This is a genomic window from Actinoplanes palleronii, from assembly GCF_016862315.1.
GTDB classification, from domain to species: Bacteria; Actinomycetota; Actinomycetes; order Mycobacteriales; family Micromonosporaceae; genus Actinoplanes; species Actinoplanes palleronii.
The window spans coordinates 40,498-61,448 of record NZ_BOMS01000141.1 but is presented as its reverse complement, the minus strand read 5'-3'; the positions used below and the strand labels follow the sequence as shown (position 1 = coordinate 61,448).

The 20,951-nt window shown below is 70.2% G+C and carries 22 protein-coding genes; 12 read left to right on the top strand and 10 right to left on the bottom strand.

The window, feature by feature from the left end; all coding sequences use genetic code 11:
• The first annotated feature begins 77 nt into the window (after positions 1-77).
• Genes Apa02nite_RS42055 through Apa02nite_RS42020 form a run of 8 tightly spaced genes read left to right on the top strand, consistent with a single transcriptional unit; the run spans position 78 to position 9,381 of the window.
• Entirely contained in the window at positions 78-1,109 is a 1,032-nt protein-coding gene (locus tag Apa02nite_RS42055) for a glycosyltransferase family 2 protein (protein WP_203830065.1), read from the top strand.
• On the top strand, positions 1,106-2,326 hold the full coding sequence (locus tag Apa02nite_RS42050) for an ATP-grasp domain-containing protein (RefSeq protein ID WP_203830064.1): 1,221 nt from the start codon (positions 1,106-1,108) through the stop codon (positions 2,324-2,326). The genes Apa02nite_RS42055 and Apa02nite_RS42050 overlap by 4 nt, the downstream gene beginning before the upstream one ends.
• The gene (locus tag Apa02nite_RS42045) at positions 2,327-3,031 is read left to right on the top strand and encodes a hypothetical protein (protein ID WP_203830063.1); all 705 of its coding nucleotides are present in this window, start codon (positions 2,327-2,329) and stop codon (positions 3,029-3,031) included.
• 12 nt (positions 3,032-3,043) lie between these two features.
• A complete protein-coding gene (locus Apa02nite_RS42040; protein ID WP_203830062.1) occupies positions 3,044-4,324 on the top strand; it encodes a phenylacetate--CoA ligase family protein in 1,281 nt (426 codons plus the stop codon).
• 7 nt (positions 4,325-4,331) lie between these two features.
• Entirely contained in the window at positions 4,332-5,567 is a 1,236-nt protein-coding gene (locus tag Apa02nite_RS42035; protein WP_203830061.1) for a hypothetical protein, read from the top strand.
• Positions 5,564-7,066: a cation:proton antiporter gene (locus tag Apa02nite_RS42030; protein WP_203830060.1), complete on the top strand. Its 1,503-nt coding sequence runs from the start codon at positions 5,564-5,566 to the stop codon at positions 7,064-7,066. Before Apa02nite_RS42035 ends, Apa02nite_RS42030 begins: the two co-directional genes overlap by 4 nt.
• Positions 7,066-8,082 carry an NAD-dependent epimerase/dehydratase family protein gene (locus Apa02nite_RS42025; protein ID WP_203830059.1) on the top strand — a complete coding sequence of 339 codons (1,017 nt, stop codon included), beginning with the start codon at positions 7,066-7,068 and terminating at the stop codon, positions 8,080-8,082. Before Apa02nite_RS42030 ends, Apa02nite_RS42025 begins: the two co-directional genes overlap by 1 nt.
• A 9-nt stretch (positions 8,083-8,091) precedes the next feature.
• A complete protein-coding gene (locus Apa02nite_RS42020) occupies positions 8,092-9,381 on the top strand; it encodes a phenylacetate--CoA ligase family protein (protein ID WP_203830058.1) in 1,290 nt (429 codons plus the stop codon).
• Position 9,382: 1 nt separating this feature from the next.
• On the opposite strand, the gene Apa02nite_RS42015 is transcribed toward Apa02nite_RS42020, so the two are convergent.
• From Apa02nite_RS42015 to Apa02nite_RS42000, 4 genes are read right to left on the bottom strand one after another with little or no spacing between them, the layout of a single operon-like run.
• Entirely contained in the window at positions 9,383-10,183 is an 801-nt protein-coding gene (locus Apa02nite_RS42015) for a hypothetical protein (RefSeq protein WP_203830057.1), read from the bottom strand.
• Position 10,184: 1 nt separating this feature from the next.
• Positions 10,185-10,550, bottom strand: coding sequence for a YybH family protein (locus Apa02nite_RS42010; protein ID WP_232344126.1), 366 nt, complete (start codon positions 10,548-10,550; stop codon positions 10,185-10,187).
• A gap of 23 nt (positions 10,551-10,573) precedes the next feature.
• Positions 10,574-11,581, bottom strand: coding sequence for a hypothetical protein (locus Apa02nite_RS42005; RefSeq protein ID WP_203830056.1), 1,008 nt, complete (start codon positions 11,579-11,581; stop codon positions 10,574-10,576).
• The gene (locus tag Apa02nite_RS42000; protein ID WP_203830055.1) at positions 11,571-13,199 is read right to left on the bottom strand and encodes a nucleotidyl transferase family protein; all 1,629 of its coding nucleotides are present in this window, start codon (positions 13,197-13,199) and stop codon (positions 11,571-11,573) included. Before Apa02nite_RS42000 ends, Apa02nite_RS42005 begins: the two co-directional genes overlap by 11 nt.
• Before the next feature lie 70 nt (positions 13,200-13,269).
• Here Apa02nite_RS42000 and Apa02nite_RS41995 point away from each other — a divergent pair, with 70 nt between their 5' ends.
• A complete protein-coding gene (locus tag Apa02nite_RS41995; RefSeq protein ID WP_067690602.1) occupies positions 13,270-13,491 on the top strand; it encodes a hypothetical protein in 222 nt (73 codons plus the stop codon).
• Positions 13,492-13,499: 8 nt separating this feature from the next.
• Here the strand turns inward: Apa02nite_RS41995 and Apa02nite_RS41990 are convergent, their stop codons facing one another.
• The 3 genes from Apa02nite_RS41990 to Apa02nite_RS41980 are packed head-to-tail and all read right to left on the bottom strand — an operon-like array spanning position 13,500 to position 15,478.
• A complete protein-coding gene (locus tag Apa02nite_RS41990; protein ID WP_203830054.1) occupies positions 13,500-14,552 on the bottom strand; it encodes a sensor histidine kinase in 1,053 nt (350 codons plus the stop codon).
• Position 14,553: 1 nt separating this feature from the next.
• A complete protein-coding gene (locus Apa02nite_RS41985; RefSeq protein WP_198170796.1) occupies positions 14,554-15,138 on the bottom strand; it encodes a response regulator transcription factor in 585 nt (194 codons plus the stop codon).
• Between the two features lie 19 nt (positions 15,139-15,157).
• Positions 15,158-15,478, bottom strand: a complete 321-nt coding sequence (locus Apa02nite_RS41980; RefSeq protein WP_203830053.1) for a hypothetical protein — start codon at positions 15,476-15,478, stop codon at positions 15,158-15,160.
• A 519-nt stretch (positions 15,479-15,997) separates the two neighbouring features.
• On the opposite strand from Apa02nite_RS41980, the gene Apa02nite_RS41975 reads away from it, so the two are divergent.
• The 3 genes from Apa02nite_RS41975 to Apa02nite_RS41965 all read left to right on the top strand — a co-directional run bounded on the left by Apa02nite_RS41975 (position 15,998) and on the right by Apa02nite_RS41965 (position 18,125).
• Entirely contained in the window at positions 15,998-16,972 is a 975-nt protein-coding gene (locus tag Apa02nite_RS41975; RefSeq protein WP_239164932.1) for a helix-turn-helix domain-containing protein, read from the top strand.
• Positions 16,973-17,123: 151 nt separating this feature from the next.
• Positions 17,124-17,318, top strand: a complete 195-nt coding sequence (locus Apa02nite_RS41970; RefSeq protein ID WP_067690614.1) for a hypothetical protein — start codon at positions 17,124-17,126, stop codon at positions 17,316-17,318.
• A gap of 240 nt (positions 17,319-17,558) precedes the next feature.
• Positions 17,559-18,125 (top strand): TetR/AcrR family transcriptional regulator, encoded by a 567-nt coding sequence (locus tag Apa02nite_RS41965; protein WP_203830051.1) that lies wholly within the window; start codon positions 17,559-17,561, stop codon positions 18,123-18,125.
• A gap of 34 nt (positions 18,126-18,159) precedes the next feature.
• On the opposite strand, the gene Apa02nite_RS41960 is transcribed toward Apa02nite_RS41965, so the two are convergent.
• From Apa02nite_RS41960 to Apa02nite_RS41950, 3 genes are all read right to left on the bottom strand, one after another.
• Positions 18,160-18,930, bottom strand: coding sequence for a hypothetical protein (locus Apa02nite_RS41960; RefSeq protein WP_203830050.1), 771 nt, complete (start codon positions 18,928-18,930; stop codon positions 18,160-18,162).
• Positions 18,931-18,957: 27 nt separating this feature from the next.
• Complete coding sequence (locus Apa02nite_RS41955; RefSeq protein WP_083971290.1) at positions 18,958-19,470, bottom strand: SigE family RNA polymerase sigma factor; 513 nt, start codon at positions 19,468-19,470, stop codon at positions 18,958-18,960.
• A gap of 147 nt (positions 19,471-19,617) precedes the next feature.
• On the bottom strand, positions 19,618-20,853 hold the full coding sequence (locus tag Apa02nite_RS41950; RefSeq protein WP_203830049.1) for a hypothetical protein: 1,236 nt from the start codon (positions 20,851-20,853) through the stop codon (positions 19,618-19,620).
• Between the last annotated feature and the right edge of the window lie 98 nt (positions 20,854-20,951).

The following is a 20,951-nucleotide window of genomic DNA, read 5'->3' as shown; positions in this document are numbered from 1 at the left end:
CCGGGGTCGGTGTCGTTGCCGCGTCATGCGGCTACGACACCGCCCCGCTCGCTATTCCCAGCAATGAAAGGCTGGAGATGTCGACCGGCACATCGACCGTCGCCACCAATCCGATCGACAACGTACGGCGCGGTGCCGATTGTGCGGTCACCGCGCTGATTCCCTGCTACAACGAAGAAGCGTGTATCGAGCGGGCCTATCGGGAAATCGCGGCAGAGCTCGAGCATTTCACGGAATGCGAGATCCTCTTCGTCGACGACGGCAGCACCGATACGACACTGGAGAAGATCAAGGCCTTCGCCGCCGGGGACGAACGGGTCAAATTCATCTCGTTCGCCCGGAACTTCGGTCTGGAAGCGGCATTCTCGGCGGGATTCAAGTACGCCCGCACGAAATGGACGGTCCAGCTCGACGCCGACCTGCAGTCGCCACCCGCCGAGATCCACACGCTGTTGGACAAGGCGCTGGAGGGCTACGACATCGTCTTCGGCATCCGGCTCAACCGGCGGGACCCGTGGCTGCGCCGGATGGGCTCGATCGGTCACCAGTTGGTCGCGCAGAAGCTGCTGGGGATCAAGCTGCCGCTGCGCGCCTCGGTGTTCCGGCTGGTGCGCACGTCGGTGGCCCGCCGGATCGTCGAGACGAATCTGCGCTCGCCGTACTTCATCGCGACCGCACCGCTGGTGGGCGCCCGCTACATCGCGGTGCCGACGAAACACCAGGCCCGGGTCGCCGGCGTGGCGAAGTGGAACGCGGCCCGGCTGATCTCGCACGCGATGGACCTGTGGATCGGGTTCTCGATCCGCCCGCTGGCGCTGGTCCACCTCACCGCGGTGGTCGCGGCGATCGCCTCCACGGTGCTGCTGGCCCTGCTGGCGCTGGGCTGGATCGGCCCGACCGCGATCGCGGTGGCCACGCTCGTGCTGGGCTCGGCCGCGTTCCTGGGCCTGGGCGTACTGAGCCGCTACATGATCCCGGCACTGCGGGTCCGCAGCGAACTACCGCGCTTCTACATCCGCGAGACCAACATCCCGATCGACCAGGCAGACGACCTGTACGGCAGCGAACAGCCCTGGGTCGGAACGGCGCAGGGGAGGCCGATGTCATGACCAGACGTAATCTCATCATTCTCGGTGGCAGTGAGGACCAGGTCCCGGCGTACCTCGAAGGGCGCCGGCTCGGGTACCGGGTCATCGGAATCGACCAGAAGCCGGACGCGCTCGGCGCGGAACTCGCCGACGAGTTCCTCTGCCTGACCACGCGTGAGCCGGAGGCGATCGCGAAGCGGCTCGGTGACATCGACGTGGCCGCGGTGATCTCACCGGCCAGCGACGCCGCGCAGGCGTCGGTGGCCGCGCTGAGCAAGCACTACGGCACCGCGTTCCAGCCCTCGCCGGCCGCGGTGCGCGCGTCGGAGGACAAGAACTACTTCCACTCGGTGGTGGAGAAGCTCGGCTTCCCCCGGTACCGCTCGCTCAAGGGCGACGACCCGGACGCGCTGATCGCGGCCGCCGCCGGGATGACCTACCCGCTGGTGGTCAAGCCGACCGACTCCTCGGGCAGCAAGGGGCTCAGTTGCGTGCCGGAGCCGGCGCAGCTGCGCGCCGCGATCGGCACCGCGCGCAAGAACTCCTTCGCGAGCGAGGTGCTCATCGAGGAGCTCGTCGACGGCCGGCACTACTCGCTGGAGTGCTTCGCGCAGGACGGGCGGCCCGCCTTCACGGTGGTGACCGAGCGGATCATCACCCCGCTGCCGCACATGATCAGCGTTTCGCACGTCACGCCGGCCGCGCTCGGGTGCTCCATCCAGGGCCGGCTGCTCGACATGATCACGGCGATCTTCAGTGCGCTGGGGCACCGCAGCGGGCCGGTGAACTTCGACTTCGTGCTCACGCCCGCCGGCGACGTGCACTTCATCGAGATGGGCGCCCGCCTCGGCGGCAACGGCATGCCGCTGCTCGCCTCGCACGCCTTCGGCGTGAACACCGTGGAGGCGGCGATCCGGCTGGCCGCCGGCGAGGCGCTGGATCTCGGCACGCACCCCCGGCCGCGGTTCGTCATGCTCCGCATCCTCACCGCCGAGACCGACGGGACGCTGGTCTCGGTCGCCGGGGTGAGCACGGTCCGCGCGCTCACCGAGGTGACCGAACTGCGCCTGTTCAAGGCGCCGGGCAGCCGGGTCAACCGGTACACCCAGGCGGCACACAAGCTCGGCTACCTGATTCTCGCCGCGGACTCCCGCGAGGCGCTCTCGCAGGCGCTGGACACGTCCCTGGCGACGCTGCACTTCGAGATCGAACCGGACGACGAAACACAGGAGAACTGAATGACTTCCGCGCTGCGTCGCAACGCTGCCGTCCTCGTGCTGGCGGCCCTCGCCGCCGGGTGCGCCGCGATCATCTGGTTCGTGATGCCCCATGACCGGGAGGTCAAGTCACTCGGCATCTTCCTGTTCAAGCTGCTGCCGTTCGTCTTCGCCACCGAGGCGCTGGCCCGGCTGGACGTGGCGTTCTTCCGCAAGTACCAGCTGGTCCGGGTGCTCGTCCCGGCGTCGTTCGTGGTGTTCTTCCTGTACTTCGTACCGAAGATCTTCTTCTATGCCGAGGACCACCCGACGCTGTACTACCACGTCCTGGTCCTGACGCCGCTGATCATCCTGTCGCTGACCATGGCGTACCGGCTCGGCGGTGGCACGCCGGGCAACACCCGGCGGATCGCCGCGGCGATGTTGCTCATCATGGTCTCCGGCGCCGAGGACCTGGCCTATCTGACGGTCAACAACCACACCGACCCGGAGTGGGCGACGATCCCGGAGACCTGGACCTGGGCCTCGCACATCAAGGTCTTCCTCGGTCACTACCCGTCCAAGATGGAGGCCTATGTCTTCATCGCGGTGCACGTCGTGCTCGCCCTGTTCGTGCTGGCCGCGCCGACCCGGTGGTTCGAGCGGCTGAACCCGTGGCGTGGCCGCGGTGCGCAGCCGGTGACGCCGGCCCCGGCGGAGTCCTCCTCCGTCGCGGCCAAGGTCTGAGGGTGGTGCGCCATGTTCCTGCGTGAGGCCCTCGACATCCCGGTGACGATGGTTCGCCAGTACGCGAGCCGGCAAGCCATCACCCGACGCAAGCTGCGCTGGATCAACGAGATGCTGGTCTACAGCCGGGAGCGTGTCCCGTACTACCGGGAGGACCCGCTCTACCAGCACGGACCGCTGCGGGATCTCGCCGAGCTGGCGGACCTGCCGATCCTGCGGAAGGCCACGCTGCGTGAACGCCCGCTGGAGGACATGATCGCCGAGGGGGTGCCGGCCGAGCGGTGCCGGCAGTTCCAGACGAGCGGCAGCACCGGGCAGCGCGTCACGATCCGTCACGATCAGCGCAGCCACGACTACCACATGGCGGCCTGCTTCCGGCGGTTCGCGGCGACCGGGCGGTACCGGCCGACGGACCGGTTGACGCACGTCCGGCCGTACGTCGCGCCGACGCGCAGCTTCGAGAAGCTGGGACTCTTCCGGCGGCACACGATCCTGTCGCACCGGCCGATGGCGGAGATCAAGGCGGAGCTGCTGGGCAACCGGCCGCACGTGCTGGCCGGGCAGCCCGTACACATGCGTGAGGTGCTGCGGGCGCTCACTCCGCCGGAGATGGCGCAGTTGCGCAAGACCCTGCGCATGGTGCTCACCGAGTCGGAGCTGCTGACCGACGAGCACCGGGCCCGGCTGGTCGAGGGCTACGGCGTTCCGGTCTTCGACGAGTACTCGGCGTTCGAGATCCTCAACATCTACTTCGAGTGCCCGGCCGGTGGCCGGCACATCGCCGAGGACCGGATCCACGTCGAGGTGGTGGACGACGACGGTCACCCGCTGCCGGCCGGCCAGGAGGGGCGGCTGATCATCACGCCGTACATGGAGCGGGCCATGCCGCTGCTGCGGTACGAGCTCGGCGACATCGGTGTGCTGGGTACCGAGCCGTGCCGGTGCGGCCGGGCGTTCGGCACGCTGCGGCTGACCAAGGGCCGGGCCAACGACTACGTGATCCTGCCCGACGGCCGGCGGTTGTACCCGGACACCTTCGTCTGGTTCGCCGCCGTGCACGCGGACATCGCCGAGTGCTTCGTCGAGCAGGACAAGCAGGGCCGGGTGCGGTTGAACATCGTGCCGATGGACGGGGTCACCGACCTCGACAGCGTCTTCGCCGGCGTACGGGAAGAGATGTTCCGCCTGGCCGCCGGGCCGTTCGACCTCGAGGTGGTACGGGCCGACCGGCTGCCGCTGACGGTCGGCGGCAAGGGCAAGTTCATCACCTCGGAGTACTCCGTTGACGCCTGAAGGCGCCGTGTCGGCTCCGCGGCCGTTGTCGATACTGCTGCGGGGCCGGCTGCTCCTTCCGTTGCTGGCCGGCCGGGGCGTCTACCGGTTGGCCATCGTGGTGTCGAACCTGCTGTTCCTGGCCGCCTGGGGTGAGTCGACGTTCGCCACGTACGCCCTGGTGATGGGCAGTTTCACCGCGGTCATGTTCCTCACCTCGTGCGGTGTGGAGAAGGGCGCGCTCAAGCTGGTGCCCCGGGTGACCCGGGCCCGGTCCGAGCTGATCGCGGTGTTCGTGGTGCTGCCGGCGATCTCCGGGTCGGTGTGCCTGATCTGGATCCTGGCGACCGGTCTGGGCGGCGGCCGTTCGTCGCTCTGGATCCTGGCCGGGGTGCTGGCCGTCGGCCTGGGCCTCAACCAGGTGCTCGTCGGCCTGCACCGGGTGCTCGACCGGCCCTGGCGGGACGTGGCGAACCACGCGGTGCTGGTCCTCGCGATCGGGCTGGGCGTGGCCGGTGCGCTGCTGGCGGATCAGGGCCCGCTGTGGGCGCTGACCGTCATGGTGACGGCGGTCGCCGTGCTCAACGTGGCGCTGGTGTCGGGTCTCGCCCTGCGGCCGTCCGGTCTGCGCCGCCGCGCCCTGGTGCGGCAGGCGATCGGTACCTCGGCGCTGATGTCGGCGAGCGAGCTCGCCGCGGCCGGCATCGTCAGCCTGGTCTTCCTGCTGCTGGCCCGCAGCGGGTTCCGGGACCAGGGCGCCGCCCTGTACGTGATCGTCAGCGCGTCCGCGCTGCTGGTCAACGCGTTCGGATTCCTGCTGCGGATCATGCAGCCGCAGGTGTCCCGGACCCTGCACCGCGGTGCGGCGAGTGAGGCCGTACGCCGCCGGACGGTGCGCTGGGCACGGATCATCGCGATCGGCGGCGCCCCGTACCTGGCCGCGGTGACGGCGCTGACGATCCTCTGGCGGCAGCACGCCGGCGCCACCGGGCAGACCGCCGCGCTGGCGCTGCTCTACCTCGCCTGCATCCCGCTCTTCTTCGGCCTGGGCAGCATCAACTTCGTGCTGGAGAACGGTGATCGCCGGACGTTGCGGCGTACCGCCTCCGGTTCCGTCATGGGCCTCACCGGTGCGGCCCTGTCGGCGTTCGTCCTGGTGCCGCTGCTGGGCGCGCCGGGTGCACTAGCGGCTATCGCCGTCGGTGACGTGGTCCACGCGATCACCGTCCTGCCGGCGCTGACCTCCTCGAAGGAATCCACATGACACAGACCTTGCCGCCGACCAGGGAGGCCGGCGAACCGGCCGCGGAGCCGGCCCGGCTCGTCACCTCGCCCAAGCGCATCCTGCTCGTGTCCATCCTGGTGTCCGTGGTGCCCGCCGTGATCGTCGGCCTGCTGGTGTGGCGCGGCGGCATCTCCGACACCGCGGGTGGCCGGGCGCCGGCCGCTGCGACCCACGCCGCGATCCCGATCTACCTGCGCCTCTTCCTGGCCGTCCTGCTGATCGGCGGGCTCGCGCACGCCGGTGGCTGGCTCGCCGCGCGCCTGCGCCAGCCGAGGGTGGTCGGTGAGATCGTCGCCGGGCTGCTGCTCGGCCCGTCGGTGCTCGGCCGGTTCCTGCCCGAGGTCAGCACGGCGCTGTTCCCGGCGGACATCCGCGCCGACCTGAACGTGCTGGCCCAGATCGCGCTGATCCTGTTCATGTTCTCGGTCGGCGCCGAGATGGACCTGCGGATGATGCGCCGGCAGGGCGCCGCGATCGGCATGATCAGTCAAGCCACGATGATCGCCCCGTTCCTGCTGGGTCTGCTCCTGGTCCCGACGCTGTACCCGGACTTCGCCGGTGAGGGCGTCGGTATGGTGCCGTTCGCCATCTTCATGGGCACCGCGATCAGCATCACCGCGTTCCCGGTGCTGGCCCGGATCGTGCAGGACTCCGGACTGTCCGGCACCCGGCTCGGCAACCTTGCGATGATCTGCGCCGGGATCAACGACGTCATGGCGTGGTGCGCGCTCGCCGTCGTGATCGCGGTGATCCAGGCCGGCAGCGCGCTCGGCGCCCTGGTGGCGCTGCCGCTGGCCATCGCGGTCTCGGCGTTCGCGCTGCTCGTGCTCAAGCCGCTGCTGCAGCGGGCCGCGGACCGGCTGGACGCGGTGAAGGCGTCGCTCGCCGTCCGCATCGTCGCGGTGCTGTGCCTGGTCTTCGCGCTCGCCGGCCTCACCGACCAGATCGGCGTGCACGCCATCTTCGGCGCGTTCCTGGCCGGTCTGATCCTGCCCCGCAAGTCCCGCTTCCTGGCCGCCGTGCCGGAGCGGCTCAGCACGCTCAACCGGGCGCTGCTGCTGCCGGTCTTCTTCGCCTCCATCGGCCTGCAGGTGGACGTGGTCAGCGCGATCGGCCACACCTCGGTCCTGCTGGCCGGCCTGCTGATCCTGGTCGTCGCGGTCGGCGGGAAGCTGCTGAGCGCGGCGTTCTGCGCCCGGGCCGGCGGCATGCCCTGGCGGGAGTCGCTCGGGCTCGGCGTCCTGCTCAACGCCCGGGGGATCACCGAGATCGTGGTCCTGCGCACCGGGATGGACATCGGCGTCATCAACACCAAGGCGTTCACCGTGATGGTCGTGATGGCGCTGACCACCACCATCATGGCCGCGCCGCTGCTGCGCCTGCTGCGGATCAGCCGGCCGGCCGGCCCACCCGAAGCCATCGAGCCGGACGGCGGCGACGACTCCCCGGCCACCATCAAGGAAAAGGTGTCCCTGTAATGGCACAACCGACCGCTCTCGTCACCGGCGGCGCCGGCTTCATCGGCGCGAACGTCGCCCGGGAACTGCTCGACCGGAACTACCGGGTGGTCGTCCTGGACGACCTCAGCGGTGGCGTGGTGGAGAACGTCCCGGACGGCGCGGAGTTCCGCCAGGGCAGCATCGGCGACCACGTGCTGGTCGACGAGTTGTTCGCCGAGTTCCGCTTCGACTACGTCTTCCACCTGGCCGCGTACGCCGCGGAGGGCCTGAGCCACTTCATCAAGCGGTTCAACTACCACAACAACGTCATCGGCAGCATCAACCTGATCAACGCGGCGGTGAACACCGGCACGGTGCGCTGCTTCGTGTTCACCTCGTCGATCGCGGTGTACGGCAGCAACCAGCCCCCGATGACCGAGGACCTGGTGCCGGAGCCGGAGGACCCGTACGGCATCGCGAAGTTCTCGATCGAGCAGGAGCTCAAGGTGTCGCACGCGATGTTCGGGCTGCCGTACATCGTGTTCCGCCCGCACAACGTCTACGGCGAGTTCCAGAACATCGGCGACCGCTACCGCAACGTCATCGGCATCTTCATGAACCAGGCGCTGCGCGGCGAACCGTTTACCATCTTCGGTGACGGGGAGCAGACCCGGGCGTTCAGCTACATCGGCGACGTGGCCCCGGTCATCGCGCGCTCGGTGGAGACCCCGGCCGCCTACAACGAGACGTTCAACATCGGCGGCGACTCGGTGTACTCGGTGAACGTGCTCGCGGCGGACACCGCGGCCGCGATGGGTGTGCCGCTGTCGGTGAACTACCTGCCGGCCCGGCAGGAGGTGCACAGCGCGTACGCCAGCCACGACAAGGCCCGCAAGGTGTTCGACCTGGTCGACCCGCCGGTGCCGCTCGTCGACGGACTCGCCCGGATGGCCGCCTGGGCAAAGCAGCACGGGCCGCAGGAGCCGTCGGTGTTCGAGGCCGTGGAGGTACGCCGGAACCTGCCGCCCTCGTGGCTCGCCGTACTGAAGAACTGAGGTTTTCCGATGCCGTCGACACTTCGTTCCTCGATCGCGCTCGCGCCGGTGGTGGCGAACCTGTTCGTCGCCCGGCGCCGCGAGCGCCAGCGCGCCGAGGCCCTGCGTGAGGTGCAGAGCAGGCAACTGCGCACGCTGCTGCGTCACGCCCAGCGCAACGTGCCGTACTACCGCCGGGTGCTCACCGCCGAGCAGGTCGAGGCGGTGCGGTCGGCGGCGGATCTGGCCCGGCTGCCGGTGCTCGACCGGTCGCTGGTGCACGAGCTGCCGGAGACCGAGCTGCTCGCGGCCGGCTACACCGCGGAGAACACCCGGGCGGCGCGGACCAGCGGCTCGTCCGGCATCCCGGTGACGTTCCGCAACTCGGAGCGCGACCTCGGGTACCTGCGCGCCACCTACCTGCAGGACATGCTCGCGTCCGGGCTGCGGCCGTTCGACCGGGTCGGGTATTTCCGGACCGGGGCGTTCCTGCGGCACCCGCTGGAGCGGTTCGGGGTCGTGCGCAACCTGCACATCAACACCGCCGAGGGCCTGGACACCCAGGTCGCGACGTTCCTGGCGGCCCGGCCGACGTTCCTGTTCGGCTTCCCCAACGTGATCGCCACGCTGGTGGAGGAGTTGCAGCGGCGCGGCATCGAGTACCGCGACGTGCACACCGTGGTGTTCGGCGGCGAGCGGCTCACCCCGGCCGCCCGCGCCAACGTGCTGGGCTATTTCGGTGCGGCCGGGCACGAGGTCTACGCGTCGGTGGAGATGTTCACGGCGGCGCGGACCTGCCCGCTCGGGGCGTTGCACCTGCGTACCGGGAACGTGGTGGTCGAGGTCGAGCACGACGACGGCAGCGTCTCGGTGGAGGACGGCGAGGGCGAGGTGCTGGTCACCCGGCTGCGCAGCGAGGCCATGCCGCTGATCCGGTACCGGGTCGGCGACCGGGTGCGGATCCGGCCGAACGACTGCCCGTGCGGGGTGGCGCACACCCCGATCGTCGACAAGATCCAGGGACGTAGCGAGGACCGGATCACCGCCCTGGACGGGCGCAGTATGCACGCCGACTTCCTGACCAAGGTGATCGAGCGGTTCCCCGCGGTGCACCGGATGCAGCTGGTGCAGCACCACCCCGGGTCGCTCGACCTCCGGCTGGTGATGACCGGCGGGGACGAGCTCTCCGGGGTGGAGGCGATCCGGACGGCGGTGCTGGCGGCACTGCCGGGATATTCCGTCGAGGTGCACGCCGTCGACCAGATCGAGCCGGAGGCGAACGGCAAGATCAAGCTGGTCAAGGCGGCGGCGCCGCGATAGGTCAGGAACGGGGTACGAGCACCGGGGTCCGGTGGGCGGGACAGCTCGTCACGGTCAGCCCATCGGCACCGGCCGGCAGCACGTGCACCAGGGTCGGCCGGCGTTGCCGCAGCTTGGTGACGAGCACACCGGCCGGGACCGCGGTGGCGTGGAACCGCCGCCAGTCCAGGTGGGCGTGCCCGCACGAGGCGGCCCAGGCACCGAGGTGACCCAGGTACGGGTCGTGCAGGAGCCCTGGCTCGCCGGTGACCGCGACGATGTCGGCACATTGTCGTACCGGAAGGATCGTCGCATCGGTCGGACCGGCAGCGGACCGGAACGCTGCGAGATCGCCTGGCGTGCCGACCAGGGTCGCGAGCCGCGTCGCGGCGAACGCCACGGCCTGAGCCTCGCGCGGGTCCGGCGCGAACGGGTCGATCACCGCGTCCCGGTTCAGCAGCACCCGGTACCGGCCCCGCCCGCCGCCGAGCAGCGCGGCCCGCAGCTCGAACACCGTCGCGTTGGTGCGGTGCCGCTCGGTCAGCCGGAGCGCCGAGGGCAGCTCCGCCGGGTCCGGGACCCAGGCCGGCGGGTCCGCCTGGCCGAGCCAGGGCGAACCCAGCGGGAAGAGCTGGTGGTAGAGGCGGTCCAGGTCCGCGGTCGGCAGCGGCACCGGTACGTCCGACGTGGCGCCCGCCCTGGCGAGCCGCTCCCGGTAGAAGGGCACCTCGTCGTGGGCGAGCCGGACCACCGTGGCGTGGTCCCGCTCGTGCGCGCCCGTGGAGAAGGACCGCGGGACGCGGTACGCCAGGAGGGCCGCCATCTCAGCAGAACGTGTTCTGGTCGTGTACCAGCAGCCACCGGTCGTCGTGCCGGGTGAACAGCAGGCTCAGCACGTAGGTCTTCTGGTACGGCGTGCCCGACCCGTCGACGTCGTGGTACTCGACCGAGTAGAGCGCGACCCCGGTGTCCCCGGCGGTGTACGACCGGACCGGGGTCAGCTCCATCCGCCAGTCCGGGTCGTCGAACCAGCCCTTGTGGAACGTGGCCACCTCGTCGCGGCCGCTGACCACCTTGCCGTTCGGCAGCACCACGGTGACGTCGTCGTGGACGGTGTCCAGGTAGGCGGGCAGGTCGCGCCGGGTCACGGCGTCGAGGTGCGCCGTGACGGCGGCGTCGAACTTGATCATGCGGGGTTCCCCTCGGGTCGGTGTCACCACGGTGCGGCGACGGCGTACTGCGTCTCGGTGACGCAGCCGAACTGCTTCTTCAGGTCGACGAGCCCCTTGCCGAACTCCAACCGGGGCAGACCGCGGTCGATGACGTACTCGATCTCGCGAAGGTAGAGGTCCCAGTAGAGACCCTGACCTTTACGGGCGCCGGACGCGGACCCGGTCACCGTGGTGACCAGCCCGCCCCGGTGCTCGAAGGACAGGTCGAAGGAGACCAAGGCGCCGTCGGCCGGCTGGGTGTGCGCGAAGTAGCGCACCCCGTCGCGGTGGTTGAGGCGCTCGAAGTACAGGCTGGGCAGCGGCACCAGGACCTCGCCCGGACCGAGGTGTTTGAGCCGGGTCAGCTGCTCCAGCCGGCTCGCCTCGTGCGGATCGATCGCCGGCACCGCCCGGAGCACCCGCAGGCCCGGATCCCGGTCCACGTCGCGGTAGATCTGCTCGAAGCGGCGGCGCCGGCGACGGGGCAGCTCGGCGAAGTACTCGTCCATCGAGCTCCACCGGTTGACCAGCACGGAGTTGGGCGAGACCGGCCGGCACAGCCGGGTGCGGCTGCGGAACGCCGGAAGGCTGGCCGTCGCCACGTTCTGGTAGACGACGCCGAGGCAGCGCCGGCCCAGCCGGGCGCGCAACCCGCGCTCGAACGCCGCCCGCGCCGCGGTCCGGCCGGGCAGGTCGAGGGACTCGGCGAACACGAACCCCTCGTCGAAGCCCATCAGGATGCGGGCGAAGAACACCCCGGCGAGCGGGAGCCCCGCGGTCGCGCTGAACCGGGCCCGGCGGCGGCGCAGCGCGCCGAAATCACCGCAGAACAGCGCCACCACATGCTTGCCGTCGAAGACCAGACCCAGGTGTACGGTGCGCTGCGAGGTCCACGCGACCGCGGCGAGCGCGTCGGCGCTCCACGCCGCCGAGACCCCCTCGTCCTGGACGAACTTCTCCCATTCGGCCGGCACCGGCTCGAAGCGCGGATCGAAGATCTCAGCGTGCACAGGAACCTCCGGTCACGGTCACGGCGTCGAGCCGGTCGGTCACTCGCCGCAGCAGCGGCCGGGCGCCGGTGTTGTCGAACGCGGTCACCGCGTCGACCACCTCGGCCTCGGCGAACGCGTCGAGCAGCCGGCGCAGCGGTGGTCCGGAGGCCACCCCGAACAGGGCGCCGAGCAGGGCGGCGTGCCGGGCCCGGTCCCACCGTCCGGCCAGACTGCCGGCGAGCAGCGCGGTACCGGTACCGGTGCCGGCGGGTGCCGGGCCGTGCAGCCAGGACGTGCCGCGGCCGGGGCCGGAGACCCAGGCCAGCGCGTGCCGGACCCGCTCGGCGAGCGCCGCGCGGTCGGCGGCCGGTGCCTCGGCGGCCAGCTCGTCGAGGACGCGCCCGGCGTCGTACAGGGTGGCGTGCAGGAGGCCGAGCACCCGGCGGATCGACGGCAGCGGTGGACCGTCCGGCACCGGCGCGTCGGTGAGCAGCTCGTACAGTTTCCGGGCCCGCGGCGCGACCGGCACCCGGCTGAGGAACCGGTCGTAGCCGGCGTAGGCGGCGAGCACCGAGCCGCGGTCCAGGCCGAGGCGCATGTCCGAGAGGCAGTTGGGCCGGGCGTACAGCCACAGGATCATGGTGGGCGGCATGACCCGGAGCAGGTCGTCCGGCGCCAGCCCGCCGGCCCGTGAACCGGAGATCTTCTGCCGCTGCCCGGGTTGGCGGATCAGACCGTACGGCACGATCACCGGCTGGTCGGAGCCGAGGAACCGGTCGTAGATCGGCTGGGTGCGGTCCATCGTGCTGCCCGAGCTGCAGTGATCCTGGCCGGCCGGTTCACAGTCGATGTGCTCGTACGCGACCCGCAGCGTCCAGTCGAGTGCCCAGGACGGTTTGACGCACTCCATCACCTCGGTCGTGACGAACGCGCCGCACGACCGGCAGTCGTAGCGCACCTGGTCCGGGCGCAACTCGTGGATCGTGGTGGTGTTGCGCCCGCACTGCTGGCAGTAGACGGCGAACAGCCGCCGCGGGTCCTCGACACCGAGCAGCGCGGCGAGCCGGTCCGCGTGCCGCACGTACCGGCGCTGGATCTCCCGGTACGTGCCGCTGGTGTACCGCTCCCACTGGTAGTGGGTCTCCCAGGCGGCGCCGACCGGCATCCGCCCGTCCGGGTCCGCGTCGGGCGGGCAGATGCCCAGGTCCTTGAGGGCACGCAGGTAGGTGCGGCAGATCGCGGTGGAGCGCTCGCGGGCCAGGGCCAGGGGCCGTCCGCCGTACGGGGCCAGCTCGGTGCCGGCCACCGCCTGGCTCTGCCGGAACGGGTCGAAGTCGTCGAAGCTGAGCAGCACGGCGGATCGCCGGCCGGTCCGCACCAGCGCCCGGTGCACCAGGTGCGCGCAGATGGTGTCCCGCAGGTTGCCGATGTGGAACGTCCCGCTCGGCGACATGCTCGTCTGGATCAGGATGCGGTGGTCCGCGGGATGGCGCCGGGCGAGCCGGTCGGCGTAGTCGTAGGCCCAGTGCGGGGCGGCCCGGTCCTGTGCGAACAGGCGCGCGTACCCGGCCCGGTCCGGGCGCGCGCCCGGACCGCGGCGGCGCGTCCAGCCCCGTACGTTATTGATCACAGTCACTAGATTTCCTCGTGCCTCCGGCGCGCGACGGGCCGGTGTGGACCCGGTGGAGTCGCGTACAGTCCGACGAATGGGTGGATCGGCGAGTGGATTCGAGTACGTTCGTCGCGCCGACGGCACCGTGATCGTCACGCATCACGGCCGGGTGGCGGCGAAGCTGCGGGGCGCTCGCGCCGCCGAGTTCCTCGCCGAGGTCGAGGACGATCCGCAGCTGGCGATGGCCCGCTGGACGGGGAACTACCGGCACGGCAACGAACGCACCGCCCGGCAGCACCCCCGCAACCGGAACTGAGCGGCGCCTCACGCGGCGCGGTGCTCGGGCCGGCTCGGCACCCGGATGGCCGGTCCGGTCAGCTCGACCACCGTGCCCCGGCCGGGGATGCTCTCGATCGTCGCGTTGCCGCCCACCGACTGCATCCGGGCGACGATCGACTCGTTGAGGCCGAAGCCCGGCCGGGTGGTACGCCGGTTGAACCCGACCCCCGAGTCGACGATCCGGATGCTCACCGCGTCCGGCGCGGCGGTGACCGTCACCGCCGCCGACGGCGCGGCCGCGTGTTTGCTGACGTTGCAGAGCGCCTCGTTCGCCGCGTCGGCCAGCGCCCGCAGCGTCTGGTCGGCGAGCGGCGGCGTGGTGTGCCCGTCGGTCCGCAGCACCACGTCGAGCGGCTTGCGGTCGTGCCGGGCGATGATCGACCGGAGCTCGGTGAGCAGCGGCCGGACGTCCTCGCCGGCACCGGCCCGGATGAACCGGCGCAGCGCGCCCGCCTCCCGGGAGAGCAGCGCCTTGACCTCCACGTCGGTGATCGACGGGGAGAGCGCCAACCCCTCCAGGGTCTGCAGCACGTGGTCGTGGATCAGGCGGTGGTACTGGGCGCGCTCGCGTTCCCGCACGTAGGCGAAGACCCGGTCGGTCAGGTGCGGCAGGTCGAGCCAGGCCGGCGGGTCGCCGAGGAAGTACGGCCGGTGCGGGCGGCCCTCGGCGGCCGAGCGCAGCGCCGGCACGAGCTCCGCGTCGGACGTCGTATACCCCAGCGCGCCGCAGGACACCGCCATCCAGATGTCGCTGCGTAGCTGCGACACCGAGGTGACGACGACACGGCGGCGCCGGCTGAGCCGCCCCAGCTCGATCAGCCGGGTGTCGTCGCTGCCGAAGTCGTGCTGGACGAGCAGCACCTCACCGCGGTAGCCACGCCGTCGCGGCAGGTCCGGCCCGGCGGCGGCCACCCGCAGACCGGGCACGGCCGCCAGCAGCTCGCAGAGTTCGTCCCGGCGGGCCGGGTCGGTGGCGACGACCACGACCCGGATGACCTGGTTGACCCGGTTGGCCCAATGTTCGGTGCTCAGGCGCATCTCAGTACCCCGCTGGTTGGCCGGAGGTGGCGAGCGCGGCCCGGGTCAGCTCGGCCTTGTTGCCGAGGTTCAGCTTGGCGCGGACCCGTTTGAGATAGGTGTCGACGGTGTGTTTGCTGATCCCCAGCCGGCGGGCGATCTGCTCGTGGGTGAGCCCGCCGGCGATGTGGTCCAGGACCGCCCGCTCCCGGGGTGACAGGACCGGATGGGTGACCGCGGGAGCGGCCAGCGGCGCCGAGCCGTCCGCGACCACCATCCGCACCGTGTCGGCGAACTGCTCGAGCGGGCTGCTCTTCGGAACGAACGCCCGGGCCCCGGCGGCCATGCACTGCTCGATGTCGGCCGTCCGCTCGGTTGCCGATGTCATGATCACTCGGGTGTGTGCGGCCATTGCGGTAACAACCGGAACGCAGGGTAGATCGCTGGCGAGATGGATATCGAGAACCAGAACATCAAGATTTGCGGGATCGAACGATTCTGCCGTCGCGGCGGTCGCCACCACGCTGATGTCAGGCACTGACTCCAGCGCGCCGCGCAACCCCCACAGGGCGATGGGATGGTCATCAACAATACCAACCCTGATCATTTCTGACCTGCTTCCGAGATCATATGTCCTGCCGCTTGGCGAAAGATCTATCGGCGATGTCGATGGTGCGCAGACTCGCCGCGGAGACATTCCTCAGGCACTGGAGCGTCGTTGACATCGTGGCGGCTCTGAGCCAGATTTCGTGTGCGGTGACGAGCGCCTCGTCGGCCGACGCTGTTCGGATGAACATGCCTAGGTGAACGCAGTCGGCGCCGGTTCGGGCGCTGAGATGTTCGAGGCGGTCCTCGGGCCTGGTGACTGACCAGACCGTGTCGATGAGCAGGACCGTGCTGATCGGCTCACCGTCGGCCGCGAGAGTGATGGAAACAAGTACCATCACTCCGCTTCCTTTTTAGTCCCAGCCGAATCCAGCAAGTACGTTGCCACCGCCTGGAGTCGAAGTGTGGGAGCCCACCGCTGCCGGCGCCGCCGAGAAAGCGAAACCGACGGCCAGCAGAGCTACGAAGAAACGCTTAGGAAGCTTCATTGGTTTTACCCCCGTGAATGTCCAAAATCGCCGGTCCGGTGACTTTTGCGGTGCCGCAATCGCGTTTGGCGATCGGCCTGAGAACTTTCTACCAGCGCGCCAGGGGTGTTCATGGCCCCGAAGGCTGGACACAACCGGCCATGACCGGTTTTTGTCACCAGGGATGCGGCCCCGGGCATGAATTGTCCAATTACGGCGTTGCGCGAGGTTTTTCCGTAGGGTCGGCACCGTCCACAATGCTCGGCCGTTCGGTGCGGTGATTTGTTCGAACGGGGCCGCCGCTGGTTGCTCTGATGCATTAATGTCGGGCGATCTACTGATGCAGGCACGGCATGACGGGGGCGACACATGCTGGGGTCGCCAGGACTCGGATTGCTGGGAATCGACGGGCGCGCGGAGAAGGTCTACCGGGCGATGCTGGCGAATCCCGGCTGGGGAGTCGGCGAGATCGGTGAGCACCTGGTGCTCGCCGAGGATGAGGTGCGGACCGCACTCGACAAACTCTTCGAACTTGCGCTGCTGAGCCCTTCGATGGAGGCGCCGGGTGCGATGCGCCCGGTCCGGCCGGACGTCGGGCTCAGCGCGCTGCTGGCCCGCAGGCAGGCGGATCTCGCCCGCCAGCAGCACGAGATCGCGGCCAGCCACGCCGCGATCGCCGAGATGGTCGCCGAGTGCGCGGTGCTGCGACCGGAGACCACCCAACCCGACTACGAGTTGCTGACCGGGATGGACGCCATCCAGTCCCGGCTGGAGCAACTGGCCGTGCGGGCGACCTTCGAGTGTCTGTCGTTCATGCCCGGTGGTGGTCAGTCGCCGGCCAGCCTGGCGGCCAGCCGCCCGCTGGACGAGGCCTCACTGCTGCGGGGCGTCAGCCTGCGCACCGTCTACCAGGAGAGCGTCCGCAACGATCAGGCCACCGTGGCGTACGCGCAGTGGCTCGTGCAGGCCGGCGGCGAGGTCGGTACGGTGCCGGTCCTGCCGCCGCGCATGGTGATCGTCGACCAGGAGGTGGCGCTGCTGCCGGCCGACCCGCAGAACAGCCGGGCCGGCGCCGTACAGATCACCGGCCGCGGCATGATCGCCTCGTTGCTGACCCTGTTCGAGCAGGTGTGGACGGCCGCCGCGCCGCTGGGTGCCGAGCCGGAACCGGACGAGGAGGGGCTGACCCCGCAGCACCGCGAGTTGTTGCTGCTGCTGGCCCAGGGGATGACCGACGAGGTGACGGCCAAACGCCTCAGCGTGTCGACCAGGACGGCCCGCCGGATGGTGGCCGACCTGATGGACCGGCTCGGCGCGCGCAGCCGGTTCGAGGCCGGTCTCCGCGCCGCCAAGCGCGGCTGGCTCTGACGCCGAGCCGGTGACGCCTCGCCGACACCGGCTGGCGTCGGTTGTGGGCCTGAGCGCGGTGGTGTTTGCGCTACGGTCTGCGTATCGCGGAAGTCGCGCTTCGGGGCCGTTTGCGAGTTTTTCCGGTCTCGAACAGCACAAGGAGACATCGATGACTGACCCCACCGCGGACGCCGGCTCGGAACCGGAGACCGAGGAGACGCCCGAGCCCTTCGAGAACCGGGCAGCACGCCGGGCCAAGGGCAAGTCGGCCGGCAACCACGTGCACGGCGAGGCCGGGCAGCGTCAGGTCCGTTCCGGGACCGTGCAGAGCCCGCGCCAGTACGGCAACCGGCGAAGCGGCTGACCCTCGTACCGGAAAGTCAGGGCCCGGACCGGCAGCGGTCCGGGCCCTTCGCTGTCTCCCCCTGAAGCGGCAAAGCCGCGAAAGTCGTCGAGTCCACCAACGACGGGCGTCCCACCAGTTGGCGATCATGGATTGGCTGGTGAACCGCGGTACCGGCCGCGCCGTAAGCTAATTCGACGATCAGCGGGCTGACCTGGGGGAAGTGACCGCGTGGCGAACCTTCGGGCGGTACAGAAGGAGATGACCCGCAAACTCCTGCTGTCCGCGGCGCTGCAGCTGTTCCAGAGCAAGGGCTACGCCTCGACCACCGTCGACGACATCGCGTCGACCGCCGGGACCACCCGGGTGACCTTCTACGCGTACTTCAAATCCCGCAGCGATCTGGCGCGGGCCCTCATCGGCGAGTTGAACGATCTCCTCGGACGCTCCGCGTCGGCGCCGGTCCTCGTCGATGTCGTCGCGGCCGGCACCTACCAGGCCATGGCCGGCTGGCTGCACCACCGCTCGAGCAGCTGGGAGCTGTTCCGCCCGCATCTCAGCGCGATAAGCGAGGCCGCCACGGTCGAGCCGGAGCTGCGCGGCCTGGTCGTGGGCTGGTTCGAGGAAGTGATCGCGGAGATCAAGAACGGGCTCGACCGGGCCGGGCGGTTTGTGCCGGAGGTGCGCCACTCCCGGGCCGTGCTGGCCTTCGTGCAACTGGACCATCTCGGCCGGCACTGGACCGAGGGGCGGTCGGAGGCGAGCCGCGAGCAGGTGGTCACCGTGCTGGCGGAGAGCTGGTTCACGCTGCTGGGCGAGCGGCCATGAGGCCCCTCGCCCAGGTCAGGCGCTCAGCTGAGGATCAGAGCGGCTTCTTGACCGAGACCGCCTTGCCGTAGCTGCCGAACGTCATCGTGGTCTCCCGGGTGTACGCCGGGTAGTCCTTGGTGACCTTGCTGTCGATCGTGTACGTGAACTCGGTGATCTTGCCGCTGGCCACCTTGACCTTGCCCCGCACCTCGTCGGCGGTGAACGTGTACCCGCCGGCGGTCTTGGTGACGTCACCGGCCTTCTGCAGGCTCTTCAGCGCGGTGGCCGGGTTGGCGCTGATCGCGGCCGGCGCCTTGCTGTCACCGCAGAGCATCGAGCCGGCCAGGGTGCCCTTGCCGCGGTCGATCCAGAGCGTGTCCTTGCGGACGTAGCTGTGCCCGTCCACGAGCCGGGTCTCGAAGAGGCCGCCGCTGACGTACCCACTGTTGTTCGCCGGGTCGAGCGCACCGGTGCACGTGGTCGTGACGTGGTCGATCTGCCACTCGGCCAGGGTCAGCGTCGAGGCGATCTTGAACGCGAAGCTGGACTCCGCGGTCGAGGTGGCCGCGGCCGCCAGCTCCAACGCCGGCGACACCGGTGCCGCCACCGGGCCGGCCGCCTCGGTCGAACCGGACGGCGTGGTGCCGCCGGTGGAGAGCGCGACACCGACCACTGCCGCGAGGGCCAGGGTCGCGGTGCCGGCCGCACCGACCCGGCGGCGGATCCGGCTGCGCGTGCCGGCGCCGACCAGCTCGGCGATCGGGGGCTCACCGGCGGGCATCCGGTCGGCCCAGTCGTGCATGGCCTTCTGCAGGTCGCTCATGAGGTTCCTTCCATGGAAAAGAGGGGTTCAGCCACGGGTTTCGAGGAGCGCCGACTCGGCGCGCAACTTGGCCAGGGCCCGGGAGTGGGTGGACTTGAGGGCACCGATCGAGCAGCCCATCGCGGCGGCCGCGTCCTTCTCGGAGAGGTCCTCGAAATAGCGCAGCACGATCACCGCGCGCTGCTGCCGGGGCAGGCGCAGCACGGCACGCTGCAGCGCGTCGTGCGGCTCGACCGGCGCGTACCGGCCGTCCTGCCGGTCCGGCGTCTCGGCCACCGGCTCCTCCCGGCGCCACCGCCGCCACCGGCTCACGTTGCCGTTGACCAGCATGCGACGCAGGTAGGCGTGCGGGTCGCCCTTGCCGGCCACCTTCCGCCACCGGGTGAACAGGCTGACCAGGCACTCCTGCAGGAGTTCCTCACCGTGATGCCGGTCTCCGGTGATCACGCTGGCCATCCACAGGTAGCGGTTCCAGCCGGCCGCGACGAAGGCCACGTACCCGGCGTCGCTGGTATCCGTCGGTTCGCTTCGGGGAGTCACATGGCTTACACGCCGGCCACCGGGCGAAGGTTTACCGGCCTGTCCGAGAGACTTTTTTGTACGGACGAAAGGGTGCCGGCGCCGGCCGGATCGGCCCGGAACGCAGAAGGGCCCGGCTCCGATCGGAGCCGGGCCCTCGTCGCGGGATCAGCGCAGGGTCTGCGGGGTCTGCGCTTTGACGGTCGCGGTCCCGGTCGCCGACAGGCCGCTGATCCGGTACGCCGTGACAGTCCCGGCCGCGGTGACGCCCCGGACGTCCGGAACCCCGTCCGCGTCGACGTCGGTGAGCTGCAGCGTGGTGTCCACGGCGCCGGTCAGGAACTGCGCCGACAGGTGGTACTGCGTGTACGCCAACCGGCCGCTCGCGCTGTCGGCGGTGACACCCTCCCAGAGGTAGAGCGCCCCGGTCGCCGGGTTCCACAGGCTGATCGCTGTACCGCTGGGCAGCAGTTTCGACGCGAGCTGCCATCCGGCCCAGTCGCTGCCGCCGTCCGGGGTGACCGCGCCGGTGTCGAGCGGCATGTCGAAGCCGCCGGTGTAGCCGTACGAGCCGTAGTACGACAGGTGGTATCCGGTGGCCGCGCTGCCCAGCACGCCGAGCAGGTCGGGCGTGGTCTGCTGAGTGCCGCGGAGGTCGTAGGCGTTGATCAACTGGGTCGGGTTGTAACCGTCCCAGTCGGCGAAGAAGCCGCCGCTCCAGCTGCCCGCGCTCTTGGCGAGCAAGCCGGGGTTCTTCGCGTCGGCCTCGCCGAGCCCGCGGTAGACGAACGCCTGACCGTAAACCGGGTTGTACGCGACATAGTCCTCGAACGGACCACCGGTGAACTTGCCGGTGATCAGCTGCAACCCGGCGAAGCCGCTGCCGCCCATGCCGTTGCCGGCCGGGGCGAGGTCGATCGCCGGGACGCGGACCTTGCCGGCGGTGCCCTTGCCGGTCGCGAGCAGGAGCTGGTCGCCGACCACCGCGGCCAGGTCGGGCTTGTCGTCACCGTTGAGATCCTGATCCGCATACGGGCTCGGGCCGGTGCCGGTGTAGATGAGCTGGGTGCTGTCACTGAGGCTGTTGTCCGCGCCGACCGCGTAGACCGCGAGCTGGTTGACCGCGCGGGTGGCCAGGATCTGCAGGGTCGCCTTGCCGGCGGTCGCGGTGGCGACCCCGGTCAGTTCGCCGCCATTGATCATCCAGCGGTACTCGGTGGGTTCGCTGCCGTCCGGCTCGGTGAACCGGAACTTCGTGGTCTGTCCGACCACGGGCGCGGCACCGACCTGGGTGACGGTGGGCGCGGCCGATGCCGCCGCGAAGGCGGGAACGACGGCGACGGCCGGGCTGATCAGCACGGTAGCGGTGGGGACGGTGAGACGGAGCAGGGTGGTGCGTTTCATGGGATCCCCTCGTAAGGCGGCATCTCGCATGCCGCCTTGCCATGTGCACTCCGGGTCCAGCGGAGTCGCGGTCAGCACGTTAATCGACTTGATCAAAT

Coding starts and splice junctions, on each gene's coding strand:
- Apa02nite_RS42055 (WP_203830065.1), top strand. CDS start 78: ATGTCGACCGGCACATCGACCGTCGCCACCAATCCGATCGACAACGTA.
- Apa02nite_RS42050 (WP_203830064.1), top strand. CDS start 1,106: ATGACCAGACGTAATCTCATCATTCTCGGTGGCAGTGAGGACCAGGTC.
- Apa02nite_RS42045 (WP_203830063.1), top strand. CDS start 2,327: ATGACTTCCGCGCTGCGTCGCAACGCTGCCGTCCTCGTGCTGGCGGCC.
- Apa02nite_RS42040 (WP_203830062.1), top strand. CDS start 3,044: ATGTTCCTGCGTGAGGCCCTCGACATCCCGGTGACGATGGTTCGCCAG.
- Apa02nite_RS42030 (WP_203830060.1), top strand. CDS start 5,564: ATGACACAGACCTTGCCGCCGACCAGGGAGGCCGGCGAACCGGCCGCG.
- Apa02nite_RS42025 (WP_203830059.1), top strand. CDS start 7,066: ATGGCACAACCGACCGCTCTCGTCACCGGCGGCGCCGGCTTCATCGGC.
- Apa02nite_RS42020 (WP_203830058.1), top strand. CDS start 8,092: ATGCCGTCGACACTTCGTTCCTCGATCGCGCTCGCGCCGGTGGTGGCG.
- Apa02nite_RS42015 (WP_203830057.1), bottom strand. CDS start 10,183: ATGGCGGCCCTCCTGGCGTACCGCGTCCCGCGGTCCTTCTCCACGGGC.
- Apa02nite_RS42010 (WP_232344126.1), bottom strand. CDS start 10,550: ATGATCAAGTTCGACGCCGCCGTCACGGCGCACCTCGACGCCGTGACC.
- Apa02nite_RS41995 (WP_067690602.1), top strand. CDS start 13,270: ATGGGTGGATCGGCGAGTGGATTCGAGTACGTTCGTCGCGCCGACGGC.
- Apa02nite_RS41990 (WP_203830054.1), bottom strand. CDS start 14,552: ATGCGCCTGAGCACCGAACATTGGGCCAACCGGGTCAACCAGGTCATC.
- Apa02nite_RS41985 (WP_198170796.1), bottom strand. CDS start 15,138: ATGATCAGGGTTGGTATTGTTGATGACCATCCCATCGCCCTGTGGGGG.
- Apa02nite_RS41970 (WP_067690614.1), top strand. CDS start 17,124: ATGACTGACCCCACCGCGGACGCCGGCTCGGAACCGGAGACCGAGGAG.
- Apa02nite_RS41965 (WP_203830051.1), top strand. CDS start 17,559: ATGACCCGCAAACTCCTGCTGTCCGCGGCGCTGCAGCTGTTCCAGAGC.
- Apa02nite_RS41960 (WP_203830050.1), bottom strand. CDS start 18,930: ATGAGCGACCTGCAGAAGGCCATGCACGACTGGGCCGACCGGATGCCC.
- Apa02nite_RS41950 (WP_203830049.1), bottom strand. CDS start 20,853: ATGAAACGCACCACCCTGCTCCGTCTCACCGTCCCCACCGCTACCGTG.